Below are 26,520 nucleotides of genomic sequence, written 5' to 3'. Positions count from 1 at the left end.
TCAGAGCTGATACGGCCACAGGGAAACGGTGGCTGCCTCCACACGGACTTCCACCCAGGCGACGTCGATGCCGTCAGGAAGCGGGGCGGCAAGATCGAACAAGATCTGTGAGTCACCCATCTCGAGGACAGGCTCGCTTCCGGTGGCATCGAGTCTGCCGCGCAGGAGGACTTCGTCGCCGTCCTGCCAAAGTCCGGGTTCGGCAAGAGCGGTCGGCCGGGTGTTCCGCCCCCAAAAGATATCCTCGTCCACGGACCACTCAACATGATGTTGACCGTCTGCCTGCTCCGGAGCGCCGCACCACGCCACCACAGCGACTCCAACAGGTGCGTGAACCCGAACCGCTATCGGCAGGAGCGGGACCTGCGGCATCTCCTCTACACGAACCAACATCTCTCGATCATTGCGCAAACAGGGGGTGCAGTGCTCGTGGATGGCGATGATGCCGCGAGCCTGGCGGATATCGATGCCCGCCACCGCAGCGTCCTCGCACCCTTCGCCGACGAGTCGTTTCCTCATCGCAACACCACCGATCCGTACCCCAGCGCGCATGCGCCCTGCTTCGATGAGGACGTCGATAGCTGCGCCCTTGGCGGCGCACGTGCGGGCGTCGCAGTCGATGTGTTCCTGGGTCACCCAGTGGGCCTCATCCACCAGGTAGGGCCTTTTCGGCGCGGCGTGGGGCCCTAGGCGTTCCGGTATTTCATCAGCGTGCTCGAGTTCGGGCAGCTGGCGGCCCAGGTCGATCAGACAGGGCAGCACCCAGAACAGAAGCAGCACGACCCCGATGACGGCGGCTGCGATGATCAATACAACTCCGAATTCTTCCGACATCTTGTCCCCTTGGCGCGTGTGTCGTCTGGATTGGCCGGTGGGTGCGGTGCTGCAACGCACCCACCGGTCTTGGTGCTCCGGCGCAGGCATCGGCACCACGCCGGAGCTGACGGAACACCCACGGAATCCGCACGTTTCAAGCAAATTCGCTTTCGACGCTAGAGCCGGAGAGCGGACACTGAAACGGCGCCAGACATGGGACCGCGTACTGATCGTCTGCGCCATCGACAACATCGCCTCGGCGAAGACGATCGAACGAAACGGCGGCATCCTCGAAGGTATGCGCAACACCGAACACGGTCCAGTGCGGCGGTACTGGCTCGAGATCGGTGCGCCGGACGCGTGATTCCCCGGCACACAGCCGCCGACGGCTGAGGGCGTGTGGTGGTGAGACGCAGATCTGAAATAACTTCGGTCGCCGCACATTCAGTTGAGAGAAAGCCTGTGGTTGAAGGTTTTTGGCGGTGCAGGGGTTCGTAATCGTCGTCGGCAATCTGCGTGACCTGCTGCGCGTCAGTCCGGCAGCCAGTGCAGCTCGTGTGCCAGGGTTTTGGCGACGGTACGGATCCGGCGGTGTAGTGGTGACTGCACGCGCGGGAGGACCAGGTGGAACGTCAAGGTGGGTGCGCCCCGCAGCGGTCGCCACGTGAGACCGGCCGATAGTGCCGTGACCGCGGCTTCACTAGCCGGGGCGAGGGTGAGCCCGTCGCGCAGGTCGAGCTGAGACATGTCGAAAGAGACTGCGGGCGTGTGGAATCGGGGGGTCGGCCGGGTGTCGCGGAACAGTGCGGACAGCTGATCGTGGATCACGGGGTTGGCCGCACGGTCCGGGAGTCGCAGCGGATACGCGGCCGCATCGGCGATCCCGATCTCCGGGTGTTCGGCCAGCGGATGATGCTGTGCCAATTGGACCCCGACGCGCTCGCGCCGCAGCAGGAACCGGCGCACGCCACGACCCGGCTGTTCACCGCGGGTGATCCCCGCATCGATGCGGCCGTCGGCGACCGCGGGAGAGATCTCCGGTGTCGCCATCGGGACCGCACCGACCTCGAGGCCCGGGCTGCTGCGAATGAGCCTGTCCACCAGGGCCGGTGCCGTCTCGGCCCCCGTGCTGAGGCTGTATCCGATGCGCAGCGTGCCCAGTTCACCGGCCCCCGCATTCCGGGCGGTGTCCCATGCTCGGTCCAGCGCCGCCAGCGCGGGCGGCGCGGACTCCGCCAAAGCCGCACCGGCCGTGGTCAATACGACGCTACGCGTGTTGCGAACCAGCAGGCTCGTACCGAGTTCCGCCTCCAATCGGCGCATCCGGGCACTGAGTGCGGGCTGCGCGATCCCGATCCGTGCGGCCGCGCGGGTGAAGTTCAACTCCTGCGCCAGCACCAGAAAGTACCGCAGGCTCGCCGTGTCCGGCGCCACATGCCCTCCCTGCCGATTGATAACGATCCGTTCTGAGTCTATCCCGTCCCGGTCTTTCCCTCGACCTCACATCAACCTCTAACCTGCGCATATGACGATTCAACTGACCGCGGTACCGGACATCGCACTCACACACACCCCTGATCTGGACGGAGGTCGTCATGCATAAGACGGTGGTCCTATATCCCAAGCCCGCCGACCCTGACCACTTCCGCGACTACTACGTGAACAACCACCTTCCACTGGTCATGAATTGGCCCGGCCTGCTTGCGTGGCGCTACAGCTTCGACGTAGCGGCGACCAACGGAGAAGCGCCGTATTTCGCGGTCTTCGAAGGCGACTTCGCTGACGCCGCCGCCCTGGCCGCGGCGCGGGAGTCGCCGCAAGGCCAGCGGCTGGCCGCCGATGTCGTCAACTACGCCACCGGCGGCGTGGTCGTCATCGACTATCCGGTGCAGGACGGCACCGGCTGAGGCAGGACGGCACGCTCCGGGACGCGTTCGGAGCGTGCCGTTGCGGGCAGGTCCCGGCTATCGGCGGAACGCCGTTCGCGGTTGCCGGTTCGTTGAGCGTCGAAGGTGGGCCGATGTCCTGGCCGGATGTCACGGTGGTTGATGCGCGCGTGCGGCGCGACAGCCGGGGCGGGAGCCCGCCAACCTCGGGCAGGCCCGGCATCGCCTTTCGAAGAACGGTCCAAGCGTTCCGAACCCAGTAAGGAATTCTGACTGTCGGCAGGACCGGAAGCCGTTCACGGGTGCGCTGGTCCATGCGGGCTTTGCGCCGCGAGGTCATCTTTCGGTATTGGGTGTCGTCGGCGCGGATCGGGCAGGGCACGGCCCACCGGCCCCAGCGGCCGGGGTCGTCGAAGGCCCACTGGGCGAGGTCGAGATAGAAGCTGCGCACGGTCATCAGCACGTCGGCCGCGGTGTCTCGTTCGACGGTGATCTCGACGACCTCGCCGTCGGGGCCGGTCGAACGGATGGTGCGGGTGCGGGCCCGCTGCTTCCAAGCGGCAGCGATCTCGTGGCTCAGCCGCAGCGTGTCGATGGCGGGATGATGCCGTTCGAGGTCCTTCCAGAACGCCATGACCAGCGCGATTTTCTCGATCGCGGGCAGCATGGTCGCATCGCCGAGCGAGTTCGCCGCCCGGACCGCTGCCAGTTCGGCGAAGCCGGCCGGGTCGCGGACATGGGCCATCTCGCTAGCGATCCGCAACGGGGACGCCGTGGTCAACAACCAGCTCACCGCCGGACGCACATAGTCGCCGACGATCAGCTGCGCCATACCCAGCCCCAACGCTTTGCGGACGTATTCGGGCAAGTCCAGCGATCTCTTGGCGCATCGCGCTCTTCAGACACAAGCACGGAACATAGCCCCGGCCGCGCAGCATTGGCCACGAGATCGAGCCGGGAGGGGTCGGTAGTTCAGTCAACTCACCGCGATCAGCCGGAGCGGGAGACTACCGAACGCACCTGCTCGTCCGGCGTCTCCCGCACCTCGACATGGCGAGTGTCGCCTACGCCACGCTCCCACGGGAACGCGGATTACCGAGCAACGGCGGGCACAGGCATGACCACCGCGGTATCGACAGACGCCGTGGCGCGGTGCAGCCCGCGGCGGTCGTAGGCGTAGGTGACGCCCGCACCGAGGAGCAGGCCCACGCCGAGGCCGAGCACCGTCATCCACAGGCCTTGGCCGAAACCGGCTTCGATGCGGGCGTCGAAGAACAGGATGGCGCGCACCGCCAAGTAGATCTGGTGCATGGGTTCGAACGCGGCCAGGTTCGCGATGTAGGTGGGCGTCGCTTCCAGCGGGACCGTGGCGGCCGAGGATGGCAGGCCGAGAACGACGAACAGGACCAGGTTGACCATCAGTCCCGCGGTGCCGAAGGCGGCGAGGACAGCCAGCGCGGTCACGCCGACGGCGATGATGGCCAGAGTTCCGTACAGCCACAACAGCAGCGAACTACCCAGCGGAACGTCCAATGCCTTTGCCACGGCGAGGAATATCCCGGACAGAATCGGCGCCGCGGTGGCCACGACAGCCCATTTCACCAGCAGGGTGCGGAAGCGGGAAATCCCGGTGGCCGGGGGATGCACGAACCACGGGCCGTATTCGGTGGGAGTGAAGCCGAGCACCGAATCGACGAGAGTGTGGATGATCATGGCGCCGGTGAAGCCCGCGAGCAGCAGGATCAGGGTGTAGAAGAAAGCGACGAGACCCTGCCCGGCGGACTCGTCCATGGGATGGTAAGGCGCGGTGACGATCTGCACCGGGTCGGTGAGCATCAGCCGGGCCGCGCCACTGGGCTCGACCGGCGCGCCGGGACCCGCGGCGAGGGCGGCGTTCACCTGATCGGTCAGGTTCTTGCCGACCGTCTCGTCCACCTGGTTCAGCGCGCGGTCGGCGATGCGCTGCATGATCCCGGTGGTGTAGGGGCCGACGCGCGGGTTGGTGTGGACCGTGATCACCGGCCGCTCGATCTCGCCGGGCACCACGGCGGCGGCGCCGAGGATCGCCAGCCGTTTGGTGAAATCGGACGGGATGACGATCGCACCGTAGACCTCGCCGTGCCCCAACTGTGTGCGCGCCTCGGCGATGCCGACGACGCGCAGGTCGATCTTCTCCGACGAGATACCCGCGACCAGCGCGTCGGTGACCTGAGCGCCGATATTGGCGGGCTTGCCGTCGATCGTGTCGCCGACGTCCTGATTGACCAAGGCCACCGGGAAGTCGTGCAGGTTCTTCTCGGTATTGCCGGAGTAGCCGAGGTACATGGTCGCGAGCAGCGCCGCGAAAACCATCAGCACCGCGATCGGGGCGGTGAAGGTCCGAACCGTCATGCGAGTCAATGTAGTCAGTGACAACAAAGTAGGCAATGACTACATTTTGTTATCCTGCCAACACCATGCCGATCAGCCGAGCCCGCTCCTACCATCACGGCGACCTGCGCGCCGAGTTGCTGCAGCGGGCCGAGGCGACGCTGCGCGAGTCGGGGGTCGACGGCCTGTCGCTGCGCCGGCTTGCCCGTGACATCGGCGTCAGCCATGCCGCCCCGACCAGGCATTTCAAGGACAAGCAGGCGTTGCTGGACGCCCTCGCGGTGTCCGGATTCGAACGCCTTGCCACCGCCTTGGAGCAGACCGGCGCCGCCGGTTCGATCGAGGGGCACATTCGCGCGCTGGCCAGGATTTATCTCCGCTTCGCGACGGAGAATTCGGCGCTCATCGCGCTGATGTTCGCGCGCAGACACAGCCCCGCCGCGGGCGACGCGATGTCCCAGGCGGTGGACGCGGCGTTCGCGACGCCGGTCGCGCTCATCGCCGAAGCGCAAACGCGCGGTGAGGTGATCGCGGGCGACCCGCGCCGCATCGCGCTGTCCGCCGTCGCCGCCCTGCAAGGCCTGGCCACCTTCGTCAGCTCCGGTGTGATCGCCGCCGATGCCGCCGACGAACTCTTGGACGAGACCACCACGCACATGATCGAGGGGTTGCGCCCGCGTCCGTGAGGCTGCGGCACGGTGCTCGATCGATCGGTGACCGCGATCCAGTTCGCTCTCAGCCGCGCACGGCCGCCAGCATTTCATCGATGCGAGTGCGCAGCGATCTGCCCGCGGCATGCAGGGGTTCGGTCGAGCGGAGCGTGCGACTGAGGACGAAGGCACCCTCGAGGGCGGCGAGAACGGCGAGGATGAAGTCACGGGCGTCCGGGGCCGACAGGCCGCGGCGGACGAAGTAGGCGGTGCCCTCGTCGACCCAGGAGCCGATGACCTCGGCGGCGACCTCGCGGAGGGCGGGTTCGCTGTCGGCGATCTCGCCCGCGATGGTCCCGACCGGGCACATGTTGATCCAGCCGGTCTCTTCGATCTGTTCGGCGGCGGCTTCGAAGGCGGCGGGGACCGCGTCGCGCAGGTCGTCGTGCGGGTCGAACAGGAGCGGGAGCAACTGGATGTAGGCGGCCCCGGATGCGCGCAGGGCCGCGGCGGCAATCTGCGGTTTCCCTCCGGGAAAGTGGTGGTAGAGCGAGCCCATCGGCGCGCGGGCGGCGACGGTGATCTGCTTGACGCTGGTTCCGGCGTAGCCCTGCGTGCGCATCAGCTCGGCCGTGGCGGTGACCAGGCGTGCGGAGGTGCTGGTTGACATCTTCTCGGTCACCCCACCAGACTAGAGCAAATACTCTAGAGCGATCGCTCGAATGGAGGCGAACATGCCGACAATCGACCTTCCCGTGGGACGGGTGCACTATGTCGAGCGGGGCGAAGGACCGCCCGTCGTCCTATTGCACGGCCTGCTGATGAACCACACACTGTGGGACGAGGTGCTCGGCCTACTCCCCGACGGCTTCCGGTACGTGCTGCCGGACCTTCCCCTCGGCGCGCACCCCGTACCGTTGAAGCCGGGCGCCGACCTGAGCCTGCGCGGCCTGAACCAGCTGCTCGCCGATTTCCTCGCGGCATTGGATCTGCGCGACGTGACGCTGGTGCACAGCGACTGGGGCGGTGCGCTGTTCCTCACCGCCTACGGGCTCGACGAGCGCGTCGGCAGGCTGATCGTGCTGCCGTGTGAGGCTTTCGACAACTTCCCGCCCGGCCTGCCGGGCAAGATGGCGACCGTCGCAACCTATCTACCCGGCGGGATCTCCTTGGCGCTGCGGCAGTTACGCGTGCCGTGGCTGCGTCGCTCACCATTGCTGTTCGGCTGGATGGCGCGCCGCCCGCTGTCCGACGACCTGGTGCGCGGCTGGACCGAACCCGGACTGCGGGACGCCCGCATCCGGCGCGACCTGCTCGCCTACACCAAATCGGGCTTCCGCAAGCGGGAACTCGTCGCCCACACCGAAGCGCTGCGGAACTTCTCGGGTGACGCGTTGATCCTGTGGTCGTCGCCGGGCAAGGTGATGCCGCGCGAGCATGGGCGTCGGCTCGCCGAACTCATCCCCCGTGCGCGACTGGTCGAAATCGACGACGCCTACGTCCTTTCCATGCTCGACCAGCCCACCGCGGTCGCCGAGGCTATGTCGGCGTTCCTCACCGAACACCGCGCCACTCCGGGGCCGAGCACGCGGTAGACGTTCCCGGCGGCCGAATCCGTTCTCAGACTTTCACGGTCTCCAGTTCCACTGGAGCCGCCGGGGTCTCCGGAATCTCCGTGGTCTCGGACGGCTCGGAGGGCTCGTCCTGGGCGCGCCGCCGCGTCCGGTAATGGATCCACTGCAGCAGGCCGATCCCGATGAGTCCGGCAACGGTGGTCGCGATGCCGATCCGGCTGCCGGGCGGGCGCCAGTCGACGACCAATTCCGCGTCCTCGGTGCCCGCAGGGATGTCGACGGCGAGGAATACGCCTCCGATCGTGTGGGCGGACAGCTCCCTGCCGTTCAGCGTGACCCGGTGTCCGGGCCAGGCCAGCCGCGCGAACACGACGCGTCCGCCGCTCGCCGAGCTCACCACGGCGCGGGCCGTGATGTCGTCCGAGGAACTGCTCGACACCGCGGTGACGCCCGCGGTGTGGGCGATCGGACCGTTGCGCGTGGAAACCTGCCCATCGGCGCGTTCCAGCACCCAGATGTGGCGTTCGTGTCCGGGGTAGTCGGCCCACCGCCAGCCAGTGGGCGCGGGACGTTCGCGCGCGTCGGGGTACTGCACGCGATGCAGTACCACCCTGTCGACCTTCATCAGATCGACGATGGGTGCCCCCGTGACGGTTTCGGTCGCGAAGGCGCGACGGTACGCGTCGGGACAGGTGCTGCCGTCCCAGGCCATGCACAACATGCCCGCGAAAGCGGCGTGGCCGATGGGCGTGTAGGCGTTGACGTAGTCGAGCCCGACGGCCTTGGCGTAGTTGCCGATGGCCAGCGAGCCGTAGGCGCCCGCGAGGTTCCTGTCCTCGGGGGGCAGGGCGGCGCGGTCGGCCAGTTGCAGGGTGAGGCCGTCGAAATCGGGGAACGCCGCACGCATCGCCGAGCGCCGTTCCGGGAAGTCGTAGGACATCGGCGTCGTGGGCGCCCCCCGCACCTGCTCGTAGGCGATGGGGAACATGGCGGCGATGGTCAGCGCGCACGCGGCGACGGTCCCGCGATTGCGGGCCAGCCATACGGCGGCGGCGCCGAGCGCGCCGACCGCCAGCACCGCGACCATATGGCGCAGCACCAAGTCCGGCGCGGCGGAAACCGACCGGACGAACAACAACCCGACCAGCACGGCGGCGGCCGTGGCGCGGCGGCGCGAAGCGGCGAAAGCGCCGTAACGACTGAGCAATACGCACACCAGCACGAGCAAGACGACGGCCAGCATCGGCAGGACCCGGGCGGGCCAGCGCAGCGGTCCGATGGCGCCCGGCCCGGCCGTCCACATCAGCACCGCTGTGGCGAAGAAGGCCAGACCGCTCAACTCTCGTGCCGCGGCACGCGCGGCACGCCAGTCGACGAATGCGAGCGCCGGGATGAGGAACCAGGCGATATAGACCATCGGCAGCGGCTGGACATGCCCCCACCATGCGGTGAACGCAGGCGTGGTGCTCGGCAGACTGGCATTCAGCGACTCCGACCACGGCACCGTCAGGAAGGGATCGTTGTGGATCTGGGCGCTCCCCCGCCAGGTCACCTGCGAGGACAGAATCCCGGACAGGTTCGCGACAGCCGCCGTGAGCGCGGCACATCCCGCCGCCAGGCACAGTCGTACCGTGGGCCCCCACCGGCGCTGATGCACGACCTCGCCGGCCGCGACCGCGGCGATGATCAGCGCGGATTCCACTGCTGGAAAGGCATATTGGACGGTGAGCGTCAGATACAGGAAGACGAACACCGGCAACGGTCCACTCCGGCCGCGGGCGTACCGCACCGCCGAGGCCCAGGCGTGCACCATCCACGCGGTCGCGACGTGCGGGGTGAACCAGCTCGCCTGATCGAAGAACAAGAACCAACCGCTCAGCGGGAACGCGATCCCCGCCACCGCCGCCCAGCGAGGACGGGCGCCGTAGGCCAGGCAGATGCGGAACACGCCGAGCGCGGCGATGATCGAGAAGACGAGCTTCACCGCCGTCGCGTAGGCGGCCAGATCGTCCATCGACGGCGCGAGCAGGTAGACCAGCAGCTGCGGCGGATTGAACAACGCCGCCTCTTCCAGCGTGTAGTTGCCCGCCATCCACTCGTGCGGAACGAGGGCGGGAAACTTGCCGTCGCGCAACAGCTCTCCGAGCCTGACCCACATGGGGGCGTACTGCGCCTCGGTGTCGTCGGTGTAGTAGTGCCTGGCGTCGGCGAGCAGCACCGCCACATACCCGGCGATCACCCCGATGACGGTGGCCGCACCCCAGACGTAGTGCTCTTTTCGCGCTCCGGGCGCCGCGCCGATCCTCACAAAGCGCGCAGTGTAGTGGCGGCGAGTGAACTCGTCACGTCCTATGCACGCGATATGTCCGACTTTTCGCCATCGGAAGAGGAAGGGCGCCGACTTGCCTTGACGTCGACGAGAAGGTTTAGCGTTGCGGTGACGTCGGTGAAGGAGGATGGATGCGAATCGGCGAACTGGCGCAGCGGGCGGGCACCAGCACGCGTGCCCTGCGCTATTACGAGGAGCACGGCCTGGTGCGGCCGCGCCGCGCCGCGAACGGGTATCGCTCCTACGACGAGGCGGAGCTGCGGATCGTGGCGGAGATTCGCGCGCTGCTCGGAGCGGGTTTCGATCTCGACGACATCCGTCCGTTCGTCGCCTGCCTGCGGGCGGGCAACCCCTCCGGCGATATCTGCCCGGACTCGGTCTCCACCTTGCGGCGCAAACTGGCCGAGGTCGATTCCTACATCGACCGCCTGGAGACCGTGCGCCATCAACTGCGCGGCCAGCTCACGGCGGCCTGCGAGTTCGACCGGATCGAGGAGGGCCGGTGAAGTTCGCGGTCAGCTACAGCACTCCGTTCTTCGGCACCGACCCGGACCGGCTGATCGGCTACGCCCAGCACGCCGAACAGTGCGGCTTCGAAGCCATCTACCTGCCCGAGCACATCGCGTTGTACCCGGGCGCCACGGTCGGACCGATGGAGATCACGCCGTCGGTGCCCTTCGCCGACCCACTCGACGCGCTGAGCTTCGTGGCCGCCGCGACGGACCGGATCCTGCTCGGCACGGCGGTGCTGTTGCTGCCGTACCACCATCCGGTGGTGCTGGCCAAACGCCTGGCGACCATCGATGTGCTGTCCCGGGGCCGGATGCGCCTGCTGACCGTGGGGCTGGGCACGCTGCCCGGTGAGGCGGAGGCGGTTGGCGTCGATTTCGGCACCCGCGGTCGCCGGGCCGACGAGGCCATCGACGTGCTGCGCTTGCTGTGGTCGGGCGACGCGAACGGGGTGAGCTTCGAGGGCGAGTTCTTCCGCTTCGAGAACCTGTGCAGCTTCCCGAAACCCTATGCGAGCCAGCGGTTGCCGATTCATGTCGGCGGATCGAGCCGGGCCGCCGCCCGGCGGGCCGGAGCCCGTGGTGACGGCTACTTCCCCGGCGGCGCGCTCGGTCCCGGCGAACGCGCCGTCCAGCTCGAGATCGCCCGCGCCGCGGCGGCGGACCAGGGCATCGGCGCGTTCGAGTACACGCGCTGGGGATCGCTCGATATGCCGGTCGAGCGTGTCGAAGCGCTGGCCGAGCAGGGTGTCACACGCATCGTGGTGAGCGCGAGCACGGGTGAGCCGCAGCAGGCGCGCGACGAGCTGTCCGCCTTCGCCGAGCGCTTCGGACTCGCACACGCTCCGGCCTGACCCGGCAGCCGGACGCGAACGGCCTCAGACCGCGTGTCCGGCGGTCAGGTCGGCCACCGCGTGGTAGTGCAGCGTCTCGGCCCCGCGGCGCGGCGCTGCTCCGTCCTCCGGTTCCAGCAGTATTCCCACGTGGTCGCCGAAGTCGTAGCGGTCCCGGATGCGGGCACTGAACCAGCTGGGCACCGAGCTGATCACGGGCACGCCGCCGGGCCCGGGGGTCCAGTCGCAGTGCACGAACTTGTCGATGTCGTCGCCGGTCTCACCGCCGAACAGCCGGGCGAGCGACAGCTGTTCGCTGCCGAGCACATGCACCGCGACCCGCTCGGCGCGCTGGGCGACCCGGTAGGTGTGGTTGCGTTTGGACAGACCGACCAGGAACCGGCGCGGCTCGATGCTCACCTGCGTCGCGAAGCCCACCAGACATCCGGCCCGCCGCCCATCGGCCTGGACGGTGACCAGCAGCACGGGATAGTCCGCCGCCGCGACCACCGCGTCGAACACTGCGGTCCGGTCTTCGGTAGCCATGGGTCCTCCCAGCGTGATGCGACGTCTTCCCCGGATGCCCGCGCGATCCTCGGGCAAACGTTCCGGGCTGGGCACCACTCACCCTACAACTGCGGCGGCGAATCGTCTGAGACGGTGACGCCAACAGGGGTGCGGTGCCCATGAGACGGCTGCGTAGGTCAGCGCTTTCTGATCTACGTTCCGTGGATGATAGTCCACCGCAACGCCTTCCGCGCCCACACTGAAAATGCCGAGTGGCGATTGCCACATTGCGTGTGCACCTGCGCTTACCGGGGCACAACCCCACACCCACGGCGTTTCCCACATACCCCGACCCTGTCGATACCCCGCGGAACAAGATGGCGCACGCCGTCCGCTGAACGCGTTCTGGTGTCGGGCACGAAGGCCATTGTCGTGGCGACCGGGCCGACTGTCCATGACGCGGCCGATCCAGCTCGGCGTTCCGAACCGATGCGGTGCCACATGACTCGGTTCCTCGAACAGCAGTGTCCGGCGACGACGATTCCCGGGGCGCGATCGGACGCGCGCAGTGAACTCCGCTCATGGCGGTCACCTTGGCCGGACGAGGTGGACGAGGTGCTCGGCGGCGACCTGACCTGCGCGGTGGCGTACCTGACGCCCGCGGGCGGCGCGGTGGTGGCGGCGGTGGCGCCGATCGGGCTGCGAGGTTTCCGACTCGGCGGCGGTGTACGCGGCGCACACCGCCGCCGGGTTCACGGCGCCGCCGAACAAGACGATCCTGTTGCTCGCCAGTGGTTTTCTCGCGCGCCGCGGACTCGCCCGTGCGCGCAAGACCGGCAGAGCCGAGGCCGTGCGCTGACGTGCCCGGGGCTGGTCCGCGGGCACGTCGGCACCAGCCTGGGCTAGTCCGCAGGCTCCAGGTAGACCGGGAGCCTCGCGTGGCCGTTGGAGATGAAGCTGGGTACGCTGCCGAGTTCGGCCGGGTCGGCGGCCAGCCTCATCCTCGGGAAGCGCTGGAAGATGCCGGGCAGCGCGATCTCGGCTTCCAGCCGGGCCAGCGGAGCGCCCAGGCAATGATGCGCCCCGTAGCCGAAAGCCAAGTGCTCCTTGGTGGGCCTGCGCACGTCGAAGTCGTCGGCGGTCGCGCCGTGCAGCTTCGGATCACGGTTGGCCGCGGCGTACGAGGCGAGAATCGGCTCGCCCTTGGCGATCCGGATCCCGTCGATCTCGATGTCGTCGGCGGCGAACCGCAGCGGCAGGTGCGCCACCGGCGCCTCGAAGCGCAGCGCCTCCTCGATCAGGTCGGTCCAGGCCGCAGCGCCGTCGGTCACCTGGGCGCGCTGGTCCTCGTGGGTCAGCAGCGCGAAGATGGCCTGGTCGAGCAGGTTCACGGTGGTTTCGTGCCCCGCGCTGATGACGAGCAGCAGCGTGTCGATCAACTCCTGTTCGGTCAGCTGCGAACCGTCGTCCTCGTCGCGGTGTGAGATCAGCAGGCTGGTCATGTCGTCACCGGGCGTCTCGCGCCGGTAGGTGACGAGTTCCCCGAGGATCCGGTACATCTCCATGTAGTTGGCCTGGGACTCCTCCGGGCCGAGCGAGGTGTCGAAGATGCCGTCGATGCACTTGCGCAGACCGGCGTTCAGGGCTTCCGGAACACCCATCAGCGCGCTGATCACTTGGATCGGCAGCGGGTAGGCGAAACGCTCACGCAGGTCCACCGGTTCACCCGCGGGGGTGGCCGCGAGCTCTGCCAGCAGATTCGCGGTGATCTGCTCGATCATCGGACGCATCGCCTGGGTGCGGCGATGGGTGAACGCGGGCGCGACCAGTTTGCGCAGCCTGCGATGATCGGCGCCGTACGCGGTGAACATGTTGTTCACCGCCACCCACAGGAACAGTGGCCAGTCCTGCGGTATCTCCCCGTTGATGAACGCCGGCCAGTGCTGCCTGGCGTCTTTCGATACCCGCTGGTCGGCCAGCAGGCGCTTGAGCAGGCCGGCGTCGGTCACCGACCACGCACGCACGCCGCCGGGCAGTTCGACGAGGGTGACCGGTCCACCCGCACGGATTCGAGCGGACTCGCCCTGGATATCGGTGCCCGCCGGGTCGAGTACTAGGGGCTGTGTGTCCATCGGGTCTCCTTTAAAGCACGGTCAACGGAGGGGATTTCGGGAAGACGACAGGTAGGGACACCAGGGCGCGGTGGAAAGGACCGGGCCGCCAGGTCAATTGGCTCGGCGCGACGGCCAATCTCAGCTCGGGCAGTGCATCGAGGAGTTGATCAATCGCGTCTTGCACCACCAGATAGGCGGCCGACCGGGCGGGGCAGGCATGCGGTCCGACACTCCAGGACAAATGCGCGCGGCTGTCGACGCGGTCGCCGATCCCGATCGCCGGGTCGTTGTTGCAGCCCGCCATGCTGATCAAGACCGGTTGGTGCGCGGGCAACCATACGCCGTCGATGAGGACCGGCTGCTTCGGATAGCTGACGCAGTAGTTGTGCATCGGCGGGTCGTTGAACAAGACCTCGTCGAGGGCGTCGCGAGTCGAAAGGCTTCCGCCGAGGAAGTCTCCCGCGAACCGGTCGTCGGTGAGCATCACCCGCAGGGTGTTGACGATCAGGTTCTGCTGCGGCTCGATGCCCGCGCCGTACAAGGTGACCAGCTGGTGGATCATCTCCACGTCGTCCAGGCCCGCGGAGTGCCGCAGCAACCGAGACGTGACGTCGTCGCCCGGTTCCTTCCGCTTCATCTGCACCAGCTCGAACAGCGCGTCGGTGAGCATGGCGTTGCCCTTGTCCGCGTTGACGCCTTCGAAGATGGCGGCCATGCCGGTCGCCACCTGCTGCCCGATCTCCGGCGGGCAGCCGAGCATGGCGTTGAGCACCGCGAAAGTGAGCGGGAAGGCGTACTGGCTGATCAGATCCGCGGCGCCGTCCTGGCAGAAGGCGTTGATCAGCGGGATGGCGATCCGCTCGACCGTGCTGTGCAGAGCGTGCAGATCGATCTCCGCGATACTCGCCACGTTCGCCTGCCGGTAGCGCAGGTGTTCCAGGCCAGCGCTGCGCAACGCGTTCGGCCGCCACTCCAGCATCGGCAGGATCGGGCACTCGCCGGGAACGCCCTTCTGCCAGGTGCGCGGGTCGGCCGGAAAGTGCTCGGGGTCGTTGAGGATACGCAGCGCCGTGTGGTAGCCGATCACCAAGGTGGCGGGCACATTCGGCGCCAGCTCGACCGGAACGAGTGGACCGTATTTGCGGCGCATTTCGCGGTAGGCCCGATGGGGATCCGCGGCGTACTCCTCCGAATACAGGGCGTAGCGGGGCCCATCGGTGTCGATCGGCGAACCGTGCTGGACAGGGCAACCGCTCGTCGGGGAGACGGGCGGCGGGAAGTGTGGCGTGGTCACGAAGGTAACTCCAGAAACGAACAGACAGTCGACGACCGCGGTCGAGCATGCGGGCACGCGCTCCGGTCACGGACGTCGACTCGGTTGAGGCGTATCGGGGTGCCAGGTCGATCGGCGCGTACCTCGATGTACACGCCCCTGGGCGTTGCCTCCCTTCTGAATCGGTGTGCGGTGGCCCCCCGCCGAGCGGATCGAGGCTATGACGCCGATGGTCCTCGAGGATGATCCGGGAATACGTTCAACGGAGGGGATGGCGGAAAGACGACCGGGAGCGCGGCCAGCGCCCGTTGGAACGGACCCGGCCGCCAGGCCAGCTCCTCGGCCGCGACCGCGAGCCGCATCTCGGGCAGGGCATCGAGCAACTGATCGATGGCGTCCTGGACGATCAGATAGGCCACCGACCTGGCCGGGCAGGCGTGCGGACCGACACTCCAGGCGAGGTGCGCTCGGTTGTCGGTGTACGCACCCGTGTTGATCTGGGGGTCGTTGTTGCAGGCGGTCATGCTGACGACCACGGGCTGGTGTGCCGGTAGCCAGACACCGTCGATCAGAATCGGCTGCCGCGGGAAGGTGACGCAGTAGTTCGAGAGCGGCGGATCGGTGAACAACACCTCGTCCAACGCGTCGCGGGTGGAGAGGCTGCCACCGAGAATGCCGCCCGCGAATCGCTGGTCGGTGAGCATCAGCCGCAGGGTGTTGATGATCAGGTTCTTCGTGGGCTCGATACCGGCACCGTACACGCACAGCACCTGGTGGATCATCTCGTCGTCGTCGAGCCCGGCCGGGTGCCGCAACAGCCCCGTGACGATGTCGTCGCCGGGCTGAGTTCGCTTGAGCGCGACCAGGTCCGCCATCGCCGAAGCGAACATCGCGTTACCCTGCTCGGCCTCGATACCTTCGAACATCGCGGCCATGCCCATCGCCGCCCGCTGCCCGATGTCCGGCGGGCAACCGAGCATGGCGTTGATCACCGCGAAGGCCAGCGGGAACGCGTACTGCGCGACCAGGTCGGCCGAACCAGCCCCGCAGAAGGTGTTGATCAGCGGAACAGCGATCTGCTCGACCGTGCCGCGCAGACCGAACAGGTCGATCTCTTCGATGCCCGCGACGGTGGCCTGCCGGTAGCGGGTGTGCGCCGGGCCCGTGGTGCGGATCGCGGCCGGACGCCACTCCAGCATCGGCAGAACCGGGCAGTCACTGGGCACCGTCGCCTGCCAGGTGCGCGAATCGGCCGGAAAGTGGTCGGGGTCGTTCAGGATCCGCAGCGCGGTGTGGTAGCCGACGACCAGCGTCGCCGGTACGCCGGGCGCCAGTTCCACCGGCACCAGCGGCCCGTACCTGCTGCGCATCTCGCGGTAGACACGGTGCGGGTCCGCGGCGAATTCGTCCGAGTACAGGGCGACGCGCGGCCCGTCGGTGTCGATCGGCGAACCGTGCTGGACAGGGCAGCCGTTCGCGGCTGCCGAAGTGTGCGGCGAGAACTGTGGCGTGGTCAAAAACGTGACTCCAAAACGGGGACAGAACGTTCGACGAGCATGGTCAAAAGCGCGCGGCACGTGCCTCGGTCACGTGCGTCGAGGTGGTCGATACGGGCATTCGCCATGTCAGCGAAGTTCGTTGTCGCGGTGCGTATTGACGCCAGCCAGTGCGGGGCTAGTTCTCCGCCGCCAGCAAGACCGGCAGTTCGGAGTGTCCGTTGGAGATGAAACTGAGTACGGTGCCGACTTCGGACGGGTCGACCGCCAAGCGCATGTCCGGGAAGCGCCGGAAGATGGCGGGCAGCGCGATCTCGGCTTCCATCCGGGCCAGCGGCGCACCCAGGCAGTGGTGCGCGCCGTAACCGAAGGCCAAGTGATCCTTGCCCGAGCGCCGCACGTCGAACTGGTCGGCCGTCGGGCCGTGCACCTTCGGATCACGGTTCGCCGCCGCGTAGGAGGCGAGAATCGCCTCGCCCTTGGGAATACGGATACCGGCGATCTCGATGTCGTCGACGGCATACCGCAGCGGCAGATGCGCGACCGGCGCCTCGAAACGCAGCGCCTCCTCCACCACGTCGGACCAGGCGACCCGGCCCCCGACCACGTCGGCGCGCTGGTCCGCACGGGTCAGCAGCGCGAAGATGGCCTGGTCGAGCAGGTTCACCGTGGTCTCGTGCCCGGCGTTGATGACCAGCATCAGCGTGTCGACGAGTTCCTTCTCGGTCAGCCGCGAACCGTCGTCCTCGTCACGGGTGCTGATCAGCACGCTCGTGATGTCCTCGCCGGGGGTCTCCCGCCGGTACGCCACGAGTTCGCTCATGAGCCGGTACATTTCGAGATAGTTCGCCTGGGCCTGCTCCGGCCCGAACGAGGTGTCGAAGAACCCGTCGACACAGGTCCGCACGGCGGGCCCGAGGTGATCGGGCACACCCATCAGTTCCGTGATGACCTGGATCGGTACCGGGTAGGCGTAGCCCTCGCGCAGGTCGACCGACTCCCCCGGCGGGGTCGCGGCCAGCTGGTCGAGCAGGCTTTCGGTGATCGCCTCGATGCGCGGACGCATGGCCATGGTGCGCCGATGCGTGAACGCGGGCGCGACCAGCTTCCGCAGCCGCCGATGATCGGAGCCGTACGCGGTGAACATGTTGTCCACCGCCACCCACGGGTGCAGCGGCCACTCCTGGGTGATCTCACCGTTCATGAAGGCCGCCCAGTGCTGGCGTGGGTCCTTCGACACGCGCGGGTCGGCCAGCAGGCTCTTCAGCACGACGGCGTCGGTGACCGACCACGCGGGCACCCTGCCGGGTAGCTCCACCAGAGCAACCGGCCCACGTTCGCGCAGCCGCGCGGACTCGCCTTGGATATCGGATCCGGTGAGGTCCAGGACAATCGGTTCTTGCGACATCGGACGCTCTCCTTACACCAGGTTCAACGGAGGGGACGCGGGGAAAACGACCGGCAAGGCCGCCAGCGCCCGGTGGAACGGGCCGGGCCGCCAGACCACTTGGTCGGCGGGCACGGCCAACCGCATTTCGGGGAGAGCATCGAGGAGCTGATCAATGGCTTCCTGGACGACCACGGACGCCACGGACTTCGCGGGACAGGCGTGCGGTCCCACCGCCCACGCCAGATGGGAGCGATTACCGGAGCGATCCCCGCCGTGGATCGCCGGATCGTTGTTGCAGGCCGCGAGACTGACCAGCACCGGCTGATGGGCGGGCAGCCAGGTGTCGGCGATGAGGATGGGCTGGCGCGGGTAGGTGATGCAGAAGTTCGCCATCGGCGGGTCGTTGAACAGCACCTCGTCGAGCGCGTCGCGCGTCGACAGGCTGCCACCGAGAATCTCGCCGCCGAACCGGTCGTCGGTGAGCATCAGCAGCAGCGTGTTGGTGATCAGGTTCTGCTGCGGTTCTATTCCCGCGCCGTAGAGGCTGATCAGCTGCGACAGCATTTCCACGTCGTCGAGGCCGGCCGGGTGATGGACCAGTCGTGAGGTGACATCGTCGCCGGGATCCGCACGGCGCAGGTGGACCAGCTCCATCAGCGCCTCCGAGAGCATCTGCATACCCTTGGCGGCTTCGACCGTGTCGAAGAGCATCGCCATGCCGGTCGCGACGCGCTGACCCAGCTCCGCCGAGCAGCCCACCATCCGGTTGAGCACTTCGAAGACGAGCGGGAACGCGTATTGCGTGACCAGGTCGGCGGATCCGGCCTGGCAGAAGGAGTTGATCAGCGGGATGGCGATGCGCTCGACCGTCGCGTGCACCTCGTGCAGGTCGATGGCGTCGATGCTGGCGGTGTACGCACCCCGATAGCGGGCATGTGCCGCCCCGCTGTTGCGCAGCGCGTTCGGGTACCACTCCATCATGGGGCGGATGGGCGAGTCCTCGGGAATGTTCTTCTGCCAGGTGCGCGGATCGGCCGGAAAATGCTCGGGGTCGTTGAGGATCCGCAGGGCGTCCTGGTATCCGATCACCAGCGTGGCCGGTACACCGGGTGACAGCTCGATCGGCACCAGCGAGCCGTGACGTCTGCGCATGTCCCGGTAGATCCCGTGCGGATCGGCCGCGAATTCCTCCGAGTACAGCGGAATGCGGGGACCATCGGTGTCGATCGGCGATCCGTGCGCGACGACCGGGCAGCCGCCCGCGGCCATATGGCTGGTGAGCGTGGACGAGGACTGGGGCGTGGTCAAAGACGAGACTCCAAACGATGGAACAAGAATTCGACTAGCGTGATCAGCGAACGCAGGCACGTGCCCCGGTCACGCGCGTCCAGCGACGTCAGCGGCGTGCCGGGTTCCAGGTCGAGGGCATCGCGCACCTCGTCGAGCGGGTAATGCCGTGCGCCTTCGAACTGGTTGACCGCCACCGAATACGGGACACCGCGTTCTTCGAGCACCGAGAGCACCTCGTCGGACTTCTCGATGCGGCGGGTGTCGACCAGCACGAGGGCACCGAGGGCACCTCGGGCCAGCTCCTCCCACAAGGGGACGAAACGCTGCTGGCCCGGGGTGCCGAACAGGTAGAGCGCGAGTTTGGGGCTGAGGGTGATACGGCCGAAGTCCATCGCGACGGTCGTCTGCGACTTGCCGGGCAACCCGGCCATGTCGTCGACGCCGACACTGGCTTCGGTGATGGTCTCCTCCGTGCGCAGCGGCTTGATCTCCGAGACGCTGCTCACGAACGTCGTCTTGCCGACACCGAAGTTGCCCGCGACCAACAGTTTCACCGAGCGCGTCACGGTCTCGGGCACATAGTCGACGGCGCGATCAGACGGCGAGAGCACGGAGCCCATTGAGTACCTCCTCCAGCAGAGCGATCTCCGGCAGGGACTCGGCCGGGGTGGGGGTGACCAGATGTCCGCCGTCCATGAGGTCGGACGCGACGATCTTGACGACGGATGGCGGCAGGTCGAGGTACGCGGCGATCTCGGCGATCGACAGCGCACCCCGACGGCTGCACAGGGCCATGACCCGGCGCGCGTCGGGCGACGCGCCGGGGAGTGGATCTTTGGCGGTCAGGACCAAAGTGACCAGGTCCAGCTCGCGAGTGGGACGGGTACGTCCTCCGGTGCGCACGTAAGCCCGGACCAGGTCCGGATCGCGCCGTGGCTTGCTCATGACGGTGCCTCGTGGTTATTCGGGTCCGTAATGCCCAGCGGCGCGGTGCCTGTGACTCGCTCGCCGCACTCGATCATGACATTTCGCCGCCGTCTACACGCCTGCGCGGCTGGCTGCCCAGCTCGCGTCCGACCCGGCCGGCCAGCTCGTTCATCCGGTGCGCGATGAGGGCCACATCGATGTCGTTGGTGGTCGCGACGCCGAGCAGCGCGCCCTCCCCTGCGGCGGTGATGAGGATCATTCCCTGGTCGTACTCGGTCATGTTCTGCCGCACGCCGTTGGTGGCATCACCGCAGAACTCGCCCAGCGCCTTGCCGAGCGAGCGCAGGCCGGAGGCGGCGGCGGCGAAGCGCTCCGCCTCGTCCCGGGTAATGCCCGAGGAGTGCGCGATCCGCAGGCCGTCCTCGGACAGCAATACCGCGAATCTGACCCCGGAGACATTGAGATCTTCGAGTAGCCAGCCCAGTTTGTTGCTGCTGTCGGTCACGGGTGTGGCCATCAGGATGTCATCCCTTCCGTGTCATCGGATGCGGCGGCGCGGCCGCTCTTGGAACCCGTCTGCCAAGCTGCGGCGATCTCGGGGCGAGCGAGACCAGGTTCGGTGCGTGGCCCGACCGGGGCCAACGCGACCGTTCGACGGCGTCGCTTCGGCAGGCCGCCAGTGGTGATCTCGCTGACCGCGAGCGACTCGTCCTCGCCGGACTGCTCGCTCGGCGCGTCCGGAGCCGGAACCGTGACCGGGTCGGGTTGTGCCTCCGTCACGGGTGCGACCTCCTGGACGTTCTGCGGGGCGACCAGCAGCGACTCCGGGATGTAGACCATCGCGCGCATGCCGCCGTACACGTTCGGGCCGTCGATGTAGACGGTGAAGCCGTAGCGGCGCGCCAGCGCGGCGATACCCGGGAAGCCGACCTTCGGCGACGGGCCGAGCTGGTGGATGTCGACGGGCCGCTCGTGCGCGAGCACTTGGCGGGCCTCTTCCATTTGCTCGGCGTTCATCCGCACGCCGGCGTCATCGATGATCACGGTGACGCCGTGGTGGCCCTCCTGGAAGCTGACGTCCACGTAGGAAGTCGGCGGGGAATACCGCAACGCGTTGTCGAGCAAGGTCGCCAGCGTGTGCACGAGCGGTTCCACCGCACGGCTGATCACGACGCGGTCCAGCTGGGCCGGCCGCACGCGCAGGTATTCGCGAACGCGGCCGATGGCGCCACCGATCACGTCGGTCAGCGTCTGCGCGGGCCAGCGACGGCCGGGCAGGCCACCACAGACGATCACGTAGGACTGCGCCTGACGGATCATCTGCTGCACGGTGTGGTCGATGCGGGTAAGGGTTTCGTACACCTGGTCATCGCGGTGCTCGCGCAGCGCGGCGCTCACCACCTGGCTGACGTCGGCGCCGAGGCTGACCACGGAGGTACCGAACGAGCGGACCGCGGCGCTGGACGCCTGGCGCGACGCTGCGGCGACCTCGTTACGCGCGGTCTCCTCGGCGGCTTTGATCGCTTGCTGCGCTTCGGTGTTGGTCTGTTCCCTGGTCTCCGAGCGCATCAGGCTCAGATCGTCGGCGTATCGCTCGGAAATCCAGCGCAGGCATTGCGCCAGTCGCGAATTCTCCATGCCCGCCTGGACTTCTACCGGCGGCACCTGCGACTCGAACCGGCGGATCGACTCGGCCACCGCGGGTAGCGTGGTGGCGGCGAATCGTTCCAGCGTGTCCTCCGTCGCGCGCTGTTCTCTGGTCAGGGCCTCGACCCTGACCCGCTGAGCCTTGGCATACTGCACTGCGTACAACGCCCCCGCTACGGCGATCACCAAAGCGACGGCGAGGATCCATGAAAGCACCACGGCGATATCTTGATTCATCAGTTCTTTCGTCGTTGACTGGTCTCGAGGAGTCGGCCCTCTGCCATCCTGCTTCGCTCGCCTTCCCTCGCCTGCCGACCATGGACGGACCGGTCGGTTGAGTCCGCGTCGGAGCCCCGGAGCCCCACGTCGACACCGGCGCTCACTCGAGCGCCTACCGCACAGTGCCCGCAGGACAGGCGATTACACGTCAATCGCCGACCGCTCGAATCGTGTCCGAACGGTTACCAGAACCCGACCATCCGCACATTAGCAGCATTCCAACAAAGTCTCTGCCGATCCCGCCGACACTTTTCGGATTCCCCCAACTGGGACGATAGGTGCCGCTGATCGCGACATAGATGCGCAACAATGTTGGGCTGCCGTGTAACTCGATCACCAGAACACGGCTTCACCGATAAGGGCGGACCACCGGTACCGGATACCATGCGCCCATGGCAAAGCTGAAGGTCTCGGTCGACGTCCCGATCTCCCCCGCGGAGGCCTGGTCGCACACGTCCAACCTCGCCGAACTCGACAAGTGGCTGACCATGCACGAAGCGTGGCGCGGCGATGTCCCCGCCGAATTGACCGTCGGCACCCGACTGGTCGGCATCGCGTCCGTGAAGGGCCTGCGCAACCGGGTGACCTGGACCGTGCGAGCCGCCGAGCCGCCACGCCGGCTACAACTGACCGGCGCGGGCAAGGGCGGCACCAAGCTGGGCCTGCAACTGCTCGTCACCCCGAAAGGCTCGGGTTCGGAGGTCACCGTCGACGTCGAACTCGGCGGCCCACCGCTGTTCGGCCCGATCGGCGCGGGCGTCGCCCGTGCCGTCAAAGGGGATATCCAACGATCCCTCGACCGTTTCATCGCCCTTTACGCCTGACGACCATTAATCGAATTTTGCTATAACGAACAGGTATTGCCGAGCCCGATTTCGATCGCTCTCTCGAGTCCGGCCGAACAAGCTTGCGGCGCAAGACTCGAGCTGGCCGACCTGCCGCCCGATGCCGGGAACGCTTCGCCACATGCGTCCCGAGATCGCCTGCCGAACAGGCGATCTCGGGCTCCTTGGAGCTACGCGTGCACCGTGGTGGCCGCCTCGGCGACCTCCGGATTCGTCGGCTTGGTCCGCGGCAGGAAGAACGCCGGGACCAAGGTGAGCACGATCAGCACCAGCGCCACCACGTAGGTTTGGCTGAACGCGTGCGCCGCCTGCTGGAGACCGGTTTCCACCGTACCCGGCGGAAGTTGGTCCGCCAGCGTGGGATCGAAGGTCGCCGCGATCGCCGGACGGGCGAGCGGTTCATTGTTCAGCAGGTTGGTGAGCACCACCGACATCGTCGCCGTGCCGATGGAACCGGCGGTCTGGTTGACGATGTTCATCAGCGTCGAGCCGCGCGCTACCTGCTGGTGGGTCAGGGTCTGGATGGCCGCGGTCATGATCGGCATCATCGTGCAGCCCATGCCGAGGCCCATCACGAACAGGGCGGCGATCATCGGCAGGTAGGAGCTGTCCGCGTCGAGCTGGACGAAATAGGAGGTCCCGATCGCGATCAGCGTGATGCCGAAGAGCACGATCTTGCCGGGGCCGATCTTGTCCACCAGGCGACCGGCGACCGGCATGGTGAGCATCGCGCCGATGCCCTGCGGCGCGATCAGCAGACCGGCTTGCAGCGCCGATTCACCGCGCACCTGCTGCAGATAGGTCGGCAGCAGCAGACCCGCGCCGAAGAACGCGATCGCGAACAGCACCATGGTGAGCACCGCGAAGGTCAGCGCGCGGTCGCCGAACAGGTGCAGATCGATCAGCGGATGCTCGGTGCGCAGCGCGTGGAACACGAACGCGACCATCAGCAGCACGCCGATGGCGGCGGGAACCAGCACCTTCGCCGCGATGACCGTCCCCTCCTCGGGGATGGAGGAGACGCCGAACAGGAACAACGCCAGACCGGGCGAGGCCAGCAGCATGCCGACGAAGTCGAACGACTCCGACGGCTCCGGCTTGTCCCCGGGGAAGACGATGACCGCCAGCGCCAGCGCGACCACGCCGATCGGCAGGTTGATCAGGAAGATCCAGTGCCAGCTGAAGTTCTCGATCAGCCAGCCGCCCAGGATCGGGCCGCCGATCGGGCCGAGCAGCATCGGCACGCCGAGCACCGCCATCACGCGGCCGATCCGCTGCGGACCGGCCGCGTGCGTCATGATCGTCATGCCCAGCGGCATCAGCATGCCGCCGCCGATGCCCTGGATCACACGAAAGGCGATGAGCGACTCGATGTTCCACGCCGTGCTGCACAGCACCGAGCCGAGCACGAAGAAGGTCAGCGCCATGATGTAGAGACGCTTGGTGCCGAACCGGTCCGCCGCCCACCCGGTCAACGGAATCACGGTGGCCAACGCGAGGGTGTAGCCGGTCATCGTCCACGCCGCGATGGCGTAGCTGGTGTCGAACTCGTGTTGGAAAGTCGGGATCGCGACGGTGACGACGGTGATGTCGAGAATCGACATGATCGCGCCGAGCACGACCACGCCCGCGACCTTGAAGACGGCCACGTCCAGTTTGTCGGCCGCCGGGCCGGTCCCGGCCCCCTTGATATCCGGAGGTTGTGTCACCGCTTCAGCGTGGCAGCTTCCCGACGTTCGCACTACCGATTCGGCGTTCCCGATGCCGAGAATTCCGCGATCGCCGTCAAGGCGGCTCGTGTCGCGCCGTCGCTCGCCGGCAGCAGGGGCAATCGGACCGCTGGACTCGGAATGCGGCCCTGCGCCGCGAGTACCGCTTTGATGACAGTCGGATTGGGTTCGGCGAACAGCGCGGCCGACAAGGGCGCGAGCTGGTTGCCGAGCAGCCGGGCCGCCTCGACCGGTCCGGCGCGCCACGCGTCGACCAGGGCGGCGAACGATGCGGTGTGCACGGCCGCCGAGGCCGTGATCGCGCCGGAGGCGCCGAGAGCCAGCAGCGGTGCCGCGAAGCGGTCATCGCCCGCCAGCACCGCGAAGTCGGCCGGACGCGCACTCATCAGCGTGATGGTGGGGTCGTCGATGGCGCCGACGGCGTGTTTGAGGCCGATCACGTTCGGCAGATCGGCGAGCGCGAGCAGGGTGTCCGCGCCGAGCGCGAGCCCGGTCCGGTACGGGATGTGGTAGACGATCAGCGGCACCGGACTGGCGGCGGCGAGTCTGCGGAAATGTTCCAGCACACCGGCTTCGGAGGGCCGCGTGTAGTACGGGACCACGGTGAGCGCCGCGGTGCTGCCGGCGTCGAGCCGCGCGACAGCATCGACCGAACCCGCCGTGGAGTTCGATCCCGCGCCGACGATCAGCGGCGCGTCGCCGTGCTCCCGGCAGACCCGCGCGCAGATGGCGATCACCTGCGCGCGTTCGGCGTCCGTCAGCGTCGCCGGTTCCCCGGTGGTGCCGAGCGCGACGATGCCGGTCGCACCGTAGGCGAGCACCTCGTGGGCGAGTCGCTCCAGAGCGTCGGCGGCCAGCGCGCCGTCCGCGGTGAACGGCGTGATCAAAGGAACGAAGAGACCTGCGAGCGTCATGCCACCAGCCTGACCGCGCCAATACGTCAGATCCAGTTCACGTTTCTATCGCTGAACCTAAGCTCAACTTATGCTCGATATCCGCAAGCTGCGCCTGCTGCGGGAACTCGCGCACCGCGAGACCATCGCCGCGGTCGCGGAGGCATTCGCCTACACGCCGTCGGCCGTCTCGCAGCAACTCGCCGCGCTGGAACGCGAGGCGGGCGTGCCGCTCCTGGCGCGTACCGGCCGCCGGGTGACGCTGACCCCGACGGCCCTGGCCCTGGTCGAGCACACGGAGACGATTCTCGCGGTGCTCGAGCAGGCCACCGCCGAGCTGGCCACGACCCATACGGAGTTGACCGGAACGCTGCGCATCGGAGCATTCCCCACCGCGGTGCGGACCATCCTCTCTTCCGCACTCGTCGCCCTGAGCACCGCGCATCCCCGGCTGGAACTGCGGGTGACCGAACTGGATCCGGCGCTCGCACCCGACGCGCTGCGAGCCGAGACGCTGGATGTCGCGCTGGTGCAGGAGTACGACTACGTGCCGGTCGCCGCCGACCCCGCCCTGCACACCGAGCCACTGTTCGAAGAGATCGTCTATCTCGCCGCCCGTTCCACGGAGCCACTCGCCGCTTACCGCGAAAGCCCGTGGATCGCAAGCACTCCCGGCACGCTGTGCCACACGATGACGGTGCGCGCCTGCGAGGCGGCCGGATTCACCCCACGCATCCGCCACCATGCCGACGACTTCGGCACCGTGCTCGCGCTGGTCGCCGCGGCACAGGGCGTTGCATTGGTCCCCGAACTCGGCGCTCGGGAATGCCCGGCCGGCGTCGCACTCAGCCCGCTGCCGACGCGGCGACGAACCCGCCTGGCCTATCGACGCGGCACTGGCAACCATCCCGCAGTGCGCGCCGCACGGGTGGCGCTGCGCGAATCGGCGGGACGTTCGTCCGGCCGTTGAGCTGTCACCGCAGCCGGTATCGACTGGTGGGCACGACGTCCAGGTTCCGGTCGCCGCCGAAGGCCGCCACGCTGGTCATCAGCCGGCCGACGCGGCGCGCCAGCAGGTCACGGGCGCCCCACAGCGCAAAGATCGTCTTCATCGGCCCGGCCACTTTCTAGAACACGTTCCATTCGAATGGTCCGAGCCCAA

General features: G+C 67.7%; 28 protein-coding genes. 9 read left to right on the top strand and 19 right to left on the bottom strand.

The features are described from left to right. Complete coding sequence (locus ACWPXK_RS20165; RefSeq protein ID WP_454197702.1) at positions 1 to 834, bottom strand: hypothetical protein; 834 nt, start codon at positions 832 to 834, stop codon at positions 1 to 3. 16 nt (positions 835 to 850) lie between these two features. Between ACWPXK_RS20165 and ACWPXK_RS20160 the strand changes: the two genes are divergently transcribed. Continuing rightward, positions 851 to 1,180, top strand: a complete 330-nt coding sequence (locus ACWPXK_RS20160) for a hypothetical protein (protein ID WP_454197701.1) — start codon at positions 851 to 853, stop codon at positions 1,178 to 1,180. Between the two features lie 167 nt (positions 1,181 to 1,347). On the opposite strand, the gene ACWPXK_RS20155 is transcribed toward ACWPXK_RS20160, so the two are convergent. Then, positions 1,348 to 2,250 carry a LysR substrate-binding domain-containing protein gene (locus ACWPXK_RS20155; protein WP_454197700.1) on the bottom strand — a complete coding sequence of 301 codons (903 nt, stop codon included), beginning with the start codon at positions 2,248 to 2,250 and terminating at the stop codon, positions 1,348 to 1,350. Between the two features lie 161 nt (positions 2,251 to 2,411). On the opposite strand from ACWPXK_RS20155, the gene ACWPXK_RS20150 reads away from it, so the two are divergent. Then, positions 2,412 to 2,723: an EthD family reductase gene (locus tag ACWPXK_RS20150; RefSeq protein ID WP_454197699.1), complete on the top strand. Its 312-nt coding sequence runs from the start codon at positions 2,412 to 2,414 to the stop codon at positions 2,721 to 2,723. Here the strand turns inward: ACWPXK_RS20150 and ACWPXK_RS20145 are convergent. Together ACWPXK_RS20145 and ACWPXK_RS20140 are read right to left on the bottom strand one after the other, a co-directional pair. Next, entirely contained in the window at positions 2,689 to 3,570 is an 882-nt protein-coding gene (locus ACWPXK_RS20145; protein ID WP_454197698.1) for a hypothetical protein, read from the bottom strand. The two genes, ACWPXK_RS20150 and ACWPXK_RS20145, sit on opposite strands and share 35 nt — an antisense overlap. 224 nt (positions 3,571 to 3,794) lie before the next feature. Further along, complete coding sequence (locus ACWPXK_RS20140; protein ID WP_454197697.1) at positions 3,795 to 5,093, bottom strand: DUF3533 domain-containing protein; 1,299 nt, start codon at positions 5,091 to 5,093, stop codon at positions 3,795 to 3,797. 65 nt (positions 5,094 to 5,158) lie between these two features. Here ACWPXK_RS20140 and ACWPXK_RS20135 point away from each other — a divergent pair, with 65 nt between their 5' ends. Further along, positions 5,159 to 5,758, top strand: coding sequence for a TetR/AcrR family transcriptional regulator (locus ACWPXK_RS20135; protein WP_454197696.1), 600 nt, complete (start codon positions 5,159 to 5,161; stop codon positions 5,756 to 5,758). A 49-nt stretch (positions 5,759 to 5,807) separates the two neighbouring features. Here the strand turns inward: ACWPXK_RS20135 and ACWPXK_RS20130 are convergent, their stop codons facing one another. Then, the gene (locus tag ACWPXK_RS20130; protein ID WP_454197986.1) at positions 5,808 to 6,392 is read right to left on the bottom strand and encodes a TetR/AcrR family transcriptional regulator; all 585 of its coding nucleotides are present in this window, start codon (positions 6,390 to 6,392) and stop codon (positions 5,808 to 5,810) included. A gap of 64 nt (positions 6,393 to 6,456) precedes the next feature. Between ACWPXK_RS20130 and ACWPXK_RS20125 the strand changes: the two genes are divergently transcribed. Then, positions 6,457 to 7,317: an alpha/beta fold hydrolase gene (locus tag ACWPXK_RS20125; RefSeq protein ID WP_454197695.1), complete on the top strand. Its 861-nt coding sequence runs from the start codon at positions 6,457 to 6,459 to the stop codon at positions 7,315 to 7,317. A gap of 25 nt (positions 7,318 to 7,342) precedes the next feature. Here the strand turns inward: ACWPXK_RS20125 and ACWPXK_RS20120 are convergent, their stop codons facing one another. Next, a complete protein-coding gene (locus ACWPXK_RS20120) occupies positions 7,343 to 9,604 on the bottom strand; it encodes a hypothetical protein (protein WP_454197694.1) in 2,262 nt (753 codons plus the stop codon). A 152-nt stretch (positions 9,605 to 9,756) separates the two neighbouring features. On the opposite strand from ACWPXK_RS20120, the gene ACWPXK_RS20115 reads away from it, so the two are divergent. Both ACWPXK_RS20115 and ACWPXK_RS20110 read left to right on the top strand, forming a co-directional pair. Continuing rightward, on the top strand, positions 9,757 to 10,131 hold the full coding sequence (locus ACWPXK_RS20115) for a MerR family transcriptional regulator (RefSeq protein WP_454197693.1): 375 nt from the start codon (positions 9,757 to 9,759) through the stop codon (positions 10,129 to 10,131). Further along, positions 10,128 to 10,988: a TIGR03619 family F420-dependent LLM class oxidoreductase gene (locus ACWPXK_RS20110; RefSeq protein WP_454197692.1), complete on the top strand. Its 861-nt coding sequence runs from the start codon at positions 10,128 to 10,130 to the stop codon at positions 10,986 to 10,988. The genes ACWPXK_RS20115 and ACWPXK_RS20110 overlap by 4 nt, the downstream gene beginning before the upstream one ends. 24 nt (positions 10,989 to 11,012) lie before the next feature. Here the strand turns inward: ACWPXK_RS20110 and ACWPXK_RS20105 are convergent, their stop codons facing one another. Then, a complete protein-coding gene (locus ACWPXK_RS20105; protein WP_364329390.1) occupies positions 11,013 to 11,513 on the bottom strand; it encodes a flavin reductase family protein in 501 nt (166 codons plus the stop codon). 462 nt (positions 11,514 to 11,975) lie between these two features. On the opposite strand from ACWPXK_RS20105, the gene ACWPXK_RS20100 reads away from it, so the two are divergent. Further along, positions 11,976 to 12,380: a hypothetical protein gene (locus ACWPXK_RS20100; RefSeq protein WP_454197691.1), complete on the top strand. Its 405-nt coding sequence runs from the start codon at positions 11,976 to 11,978 to the stop codon at positions 12,378 to 12,380. Here ACWPXK_RS20100 and ACWPXK_RS20095 read toward each other — a convergent pair. The 9 genes from ACWPXK_RS20095 to ACWPXK_RS20055 form a co-directional block, all read right to left on the bottom strand. Further along, positions 12,377 to 13,606, bottom strand: a complete 1,230-nt coding sequence (locus ACWPXK_RS20095) for a cytochrome P450 family protein (protein ID WP_454197690.1) — start codon at positions 13,604 to 13,606, stop codon at positions 12,377 to 12,379. The two genes, ACWPXK_RS20100 and ACWPXK_RS20095, sit on opposite strands and share 4 nt — an antisense overlap. Before the next feature lie 10 nt (positions 13,607 to 13,616). Continuing rightward, on the bottom strand, positions 13,617 to 14,882 hold the full coding sequence (locus tag ACWPXK_RS20090; protein ID WP_454197689.1) for a cytochrome P450: 1,266 nt from the start codon (positions 14,880 to 14,882) through the stop codon (positions 13,617 to 13,619). Positions 14,883 to 15,079: 197 nt separating this feature from the next. After that, the gene (locus tag ACWPXK_RS20085; protein ID WP_454197688.1) at positions 15,080 to 16,378 is read right to left on the bottom strand and encodes a cytochrome P450; all 1,299 of its coding nucleotides are present in this window, start codon (positions 16,376 to 16,378) and stop codon (positions 15,080 to 15,082) included. 157 nt (positions 16,379 to 16,535) lie between these two features. After that, the gene (locus ACWPXK_RS20080; protein WP_454197687.1) at positions 16,536 to 17,765 is read right to left on the bottom strand and encodes a cytochrome P450 family protein; all 1,230 of its coding nucleotides are present in this window, start codon (positions 17,763 to 17,765) and stop codon (positions 16,536 to 16,538) included. 12 nt (positions 17,766 to 17,777) lie between these two features. Continuing rightward, positions 17,778 to 19,016, bottom strand: a complete 1,239-nt coding sequence (locus tag ACWPXK_RS20075) for a cytochrome P450 (protein WP_454197985.1) — start codon at positions 19,014 to 19,016, stop codon at positions 17,778 to 17,780. Positions 19,017 to 19,051: 35 nt separating this feature from the next. Beyond that, positions 19,052 to 19,657: a GTP-binding protein gene (locus ACWPXK_RS20070; protein ID WP_195130218.1), complete on the bottom strand. Its 606-nt coding sequence runs from the start codon at positions 19,655 to 19,657 to the stop codon at positions 19,052 to 19,054. After that, positions 19,632 to 19,982 (bottom strand): DUF742 domain-containing protein, encoded by a 351-nt coding sequence (locus tag ACWPXK_RS20065; protein WP_039805398.1) that lies wholly within the window; start codon positions 19,980 to 19,982, stop codon positions 19,632 to 19,634. Before ACWPXK_RS20065 ends, ACWPXK_RS20070 begins: the two co-directional genes overlap by 26 nt. A 73-nt stretch (positions 19,983 to 20,055) precedes the next feature. Further along, positions 20,056 to 20,481, bottom strand: a complete 426-nt coding sequence (locus tag ACWPXK_RS20060) for a roadblock/LC7 domain-containing protein (RefSeq protein WP_454197686.1) — start codon at positions 20,479 to 20,481, stop codon at positions 20,056 to 20,058. Next, positions 20,481 to 21,848 (bottom strand): sensor histidine kinase, encoded by a 1,368-nt coding sequence (locus ACWPXK_RS20055; protein WP_454197685.1) that lies wholly within the window; start codon positions 21,846 to 21,848, stop codon positions 20,481 to 20,483. Before ACWPXK_RS20055 ends, ACWPXK_RS20060 begins: the two co-directional genes overlap by 1 nt. 434 nt (positions 21,849 to 22,282) lie before the next feature. Between ACWPXK_RS20055 and ACWPXK_RS20050 the strand changes: the two genes are divergently transcribed. Beyond that, positions 22,283 to 22,714: a type II toxin-antitoxin system Rv0910 family toxin gene (locus ACWPXK_RS20050; RefSeq protein WP_454197684.1), complete on the top strand. Its 432-nt coding sequence runs from the start codon at positions 22,283 to 22,285 to the stop codon at positions 22,712 to 22,714. A 191-nt stretch (positions 22,715 to 22,905) separates the two neighbouring features. Here the strand turns inward: ACWPXK_RS20050 and ACWPXK_RS20045 are convergent, their stop codons facing one another. Together ACWPXK_RS20045 and dapA are read right to left on the bottom strand one after the other, a co-directional pair. Continuing rightward, positions 22,906 to 24,444, bottom strand: a complete 1,539-nt coding sequence (locus ACWPXK_RS20045; protein ID WP_454197683.1) for a DHA2 family efflux MFS transporter permease subunit — start codon at positions 24,442 to 24,444, stop codon at positions 22,906 to 22,908. Positions 24,445 to 24,476: 32 nt separating this feature from the next. Further along, a complete protein-coding gene (gene dapA / locus ACWPXK_RS20040) occupies positions 24,477 to 25,379 on the bottom strand; it encodes a 4-hydroxy-tetrahydrodipicolinate synthase (protein ID WP_454197682.1) in 903 nt (300 codons plus the stop codon). A 70-nt stretch (positions 25,380 to 25,449) separates the two neighbouring features. On the opposite strand from dapA, the gene ACWPXK_RS20035 reads away from it, so the two are divergent. Beyond that, positions 25,450 to 26,328, top strand: a complete 879-nt coding sequence (locus ACWPXK_RS20035) for a LysR substrate-binding domain-containing protein (RefSeq protein WP_454197681.1) — start codon at positions 25,450 to 25,452, stop codon at positions 26,326 to 26,328. A gap of 4 nt (positions 26,329 to 26,332) precedes the next feature. Here the strand turns inward: ACWPXK_RS20035 and ACWPXK_RS20030 are convergent, their stop codons facing one another. Further along, entirely contained in the window at positions 26,333 to 26,470 is a 138-nt protein-coding gene (locus tag ACWPXK_RS20030; RefSeq protein ID WP_454197680.1) for a hypothetical protein, read from the bottom strand. Between the last annotated feature and the right edge of the window lie 50 nt (positions 26,471 to 26,520).

This window comes from Nocardia sp. Marseille-Q1738 (assembly GCF_965283145.1).
The sequence above is the reverse complement of the archived record's forward strand: the minus strand, read 5'-3'. Positions and strand labels throughout refer to the sequence as shown.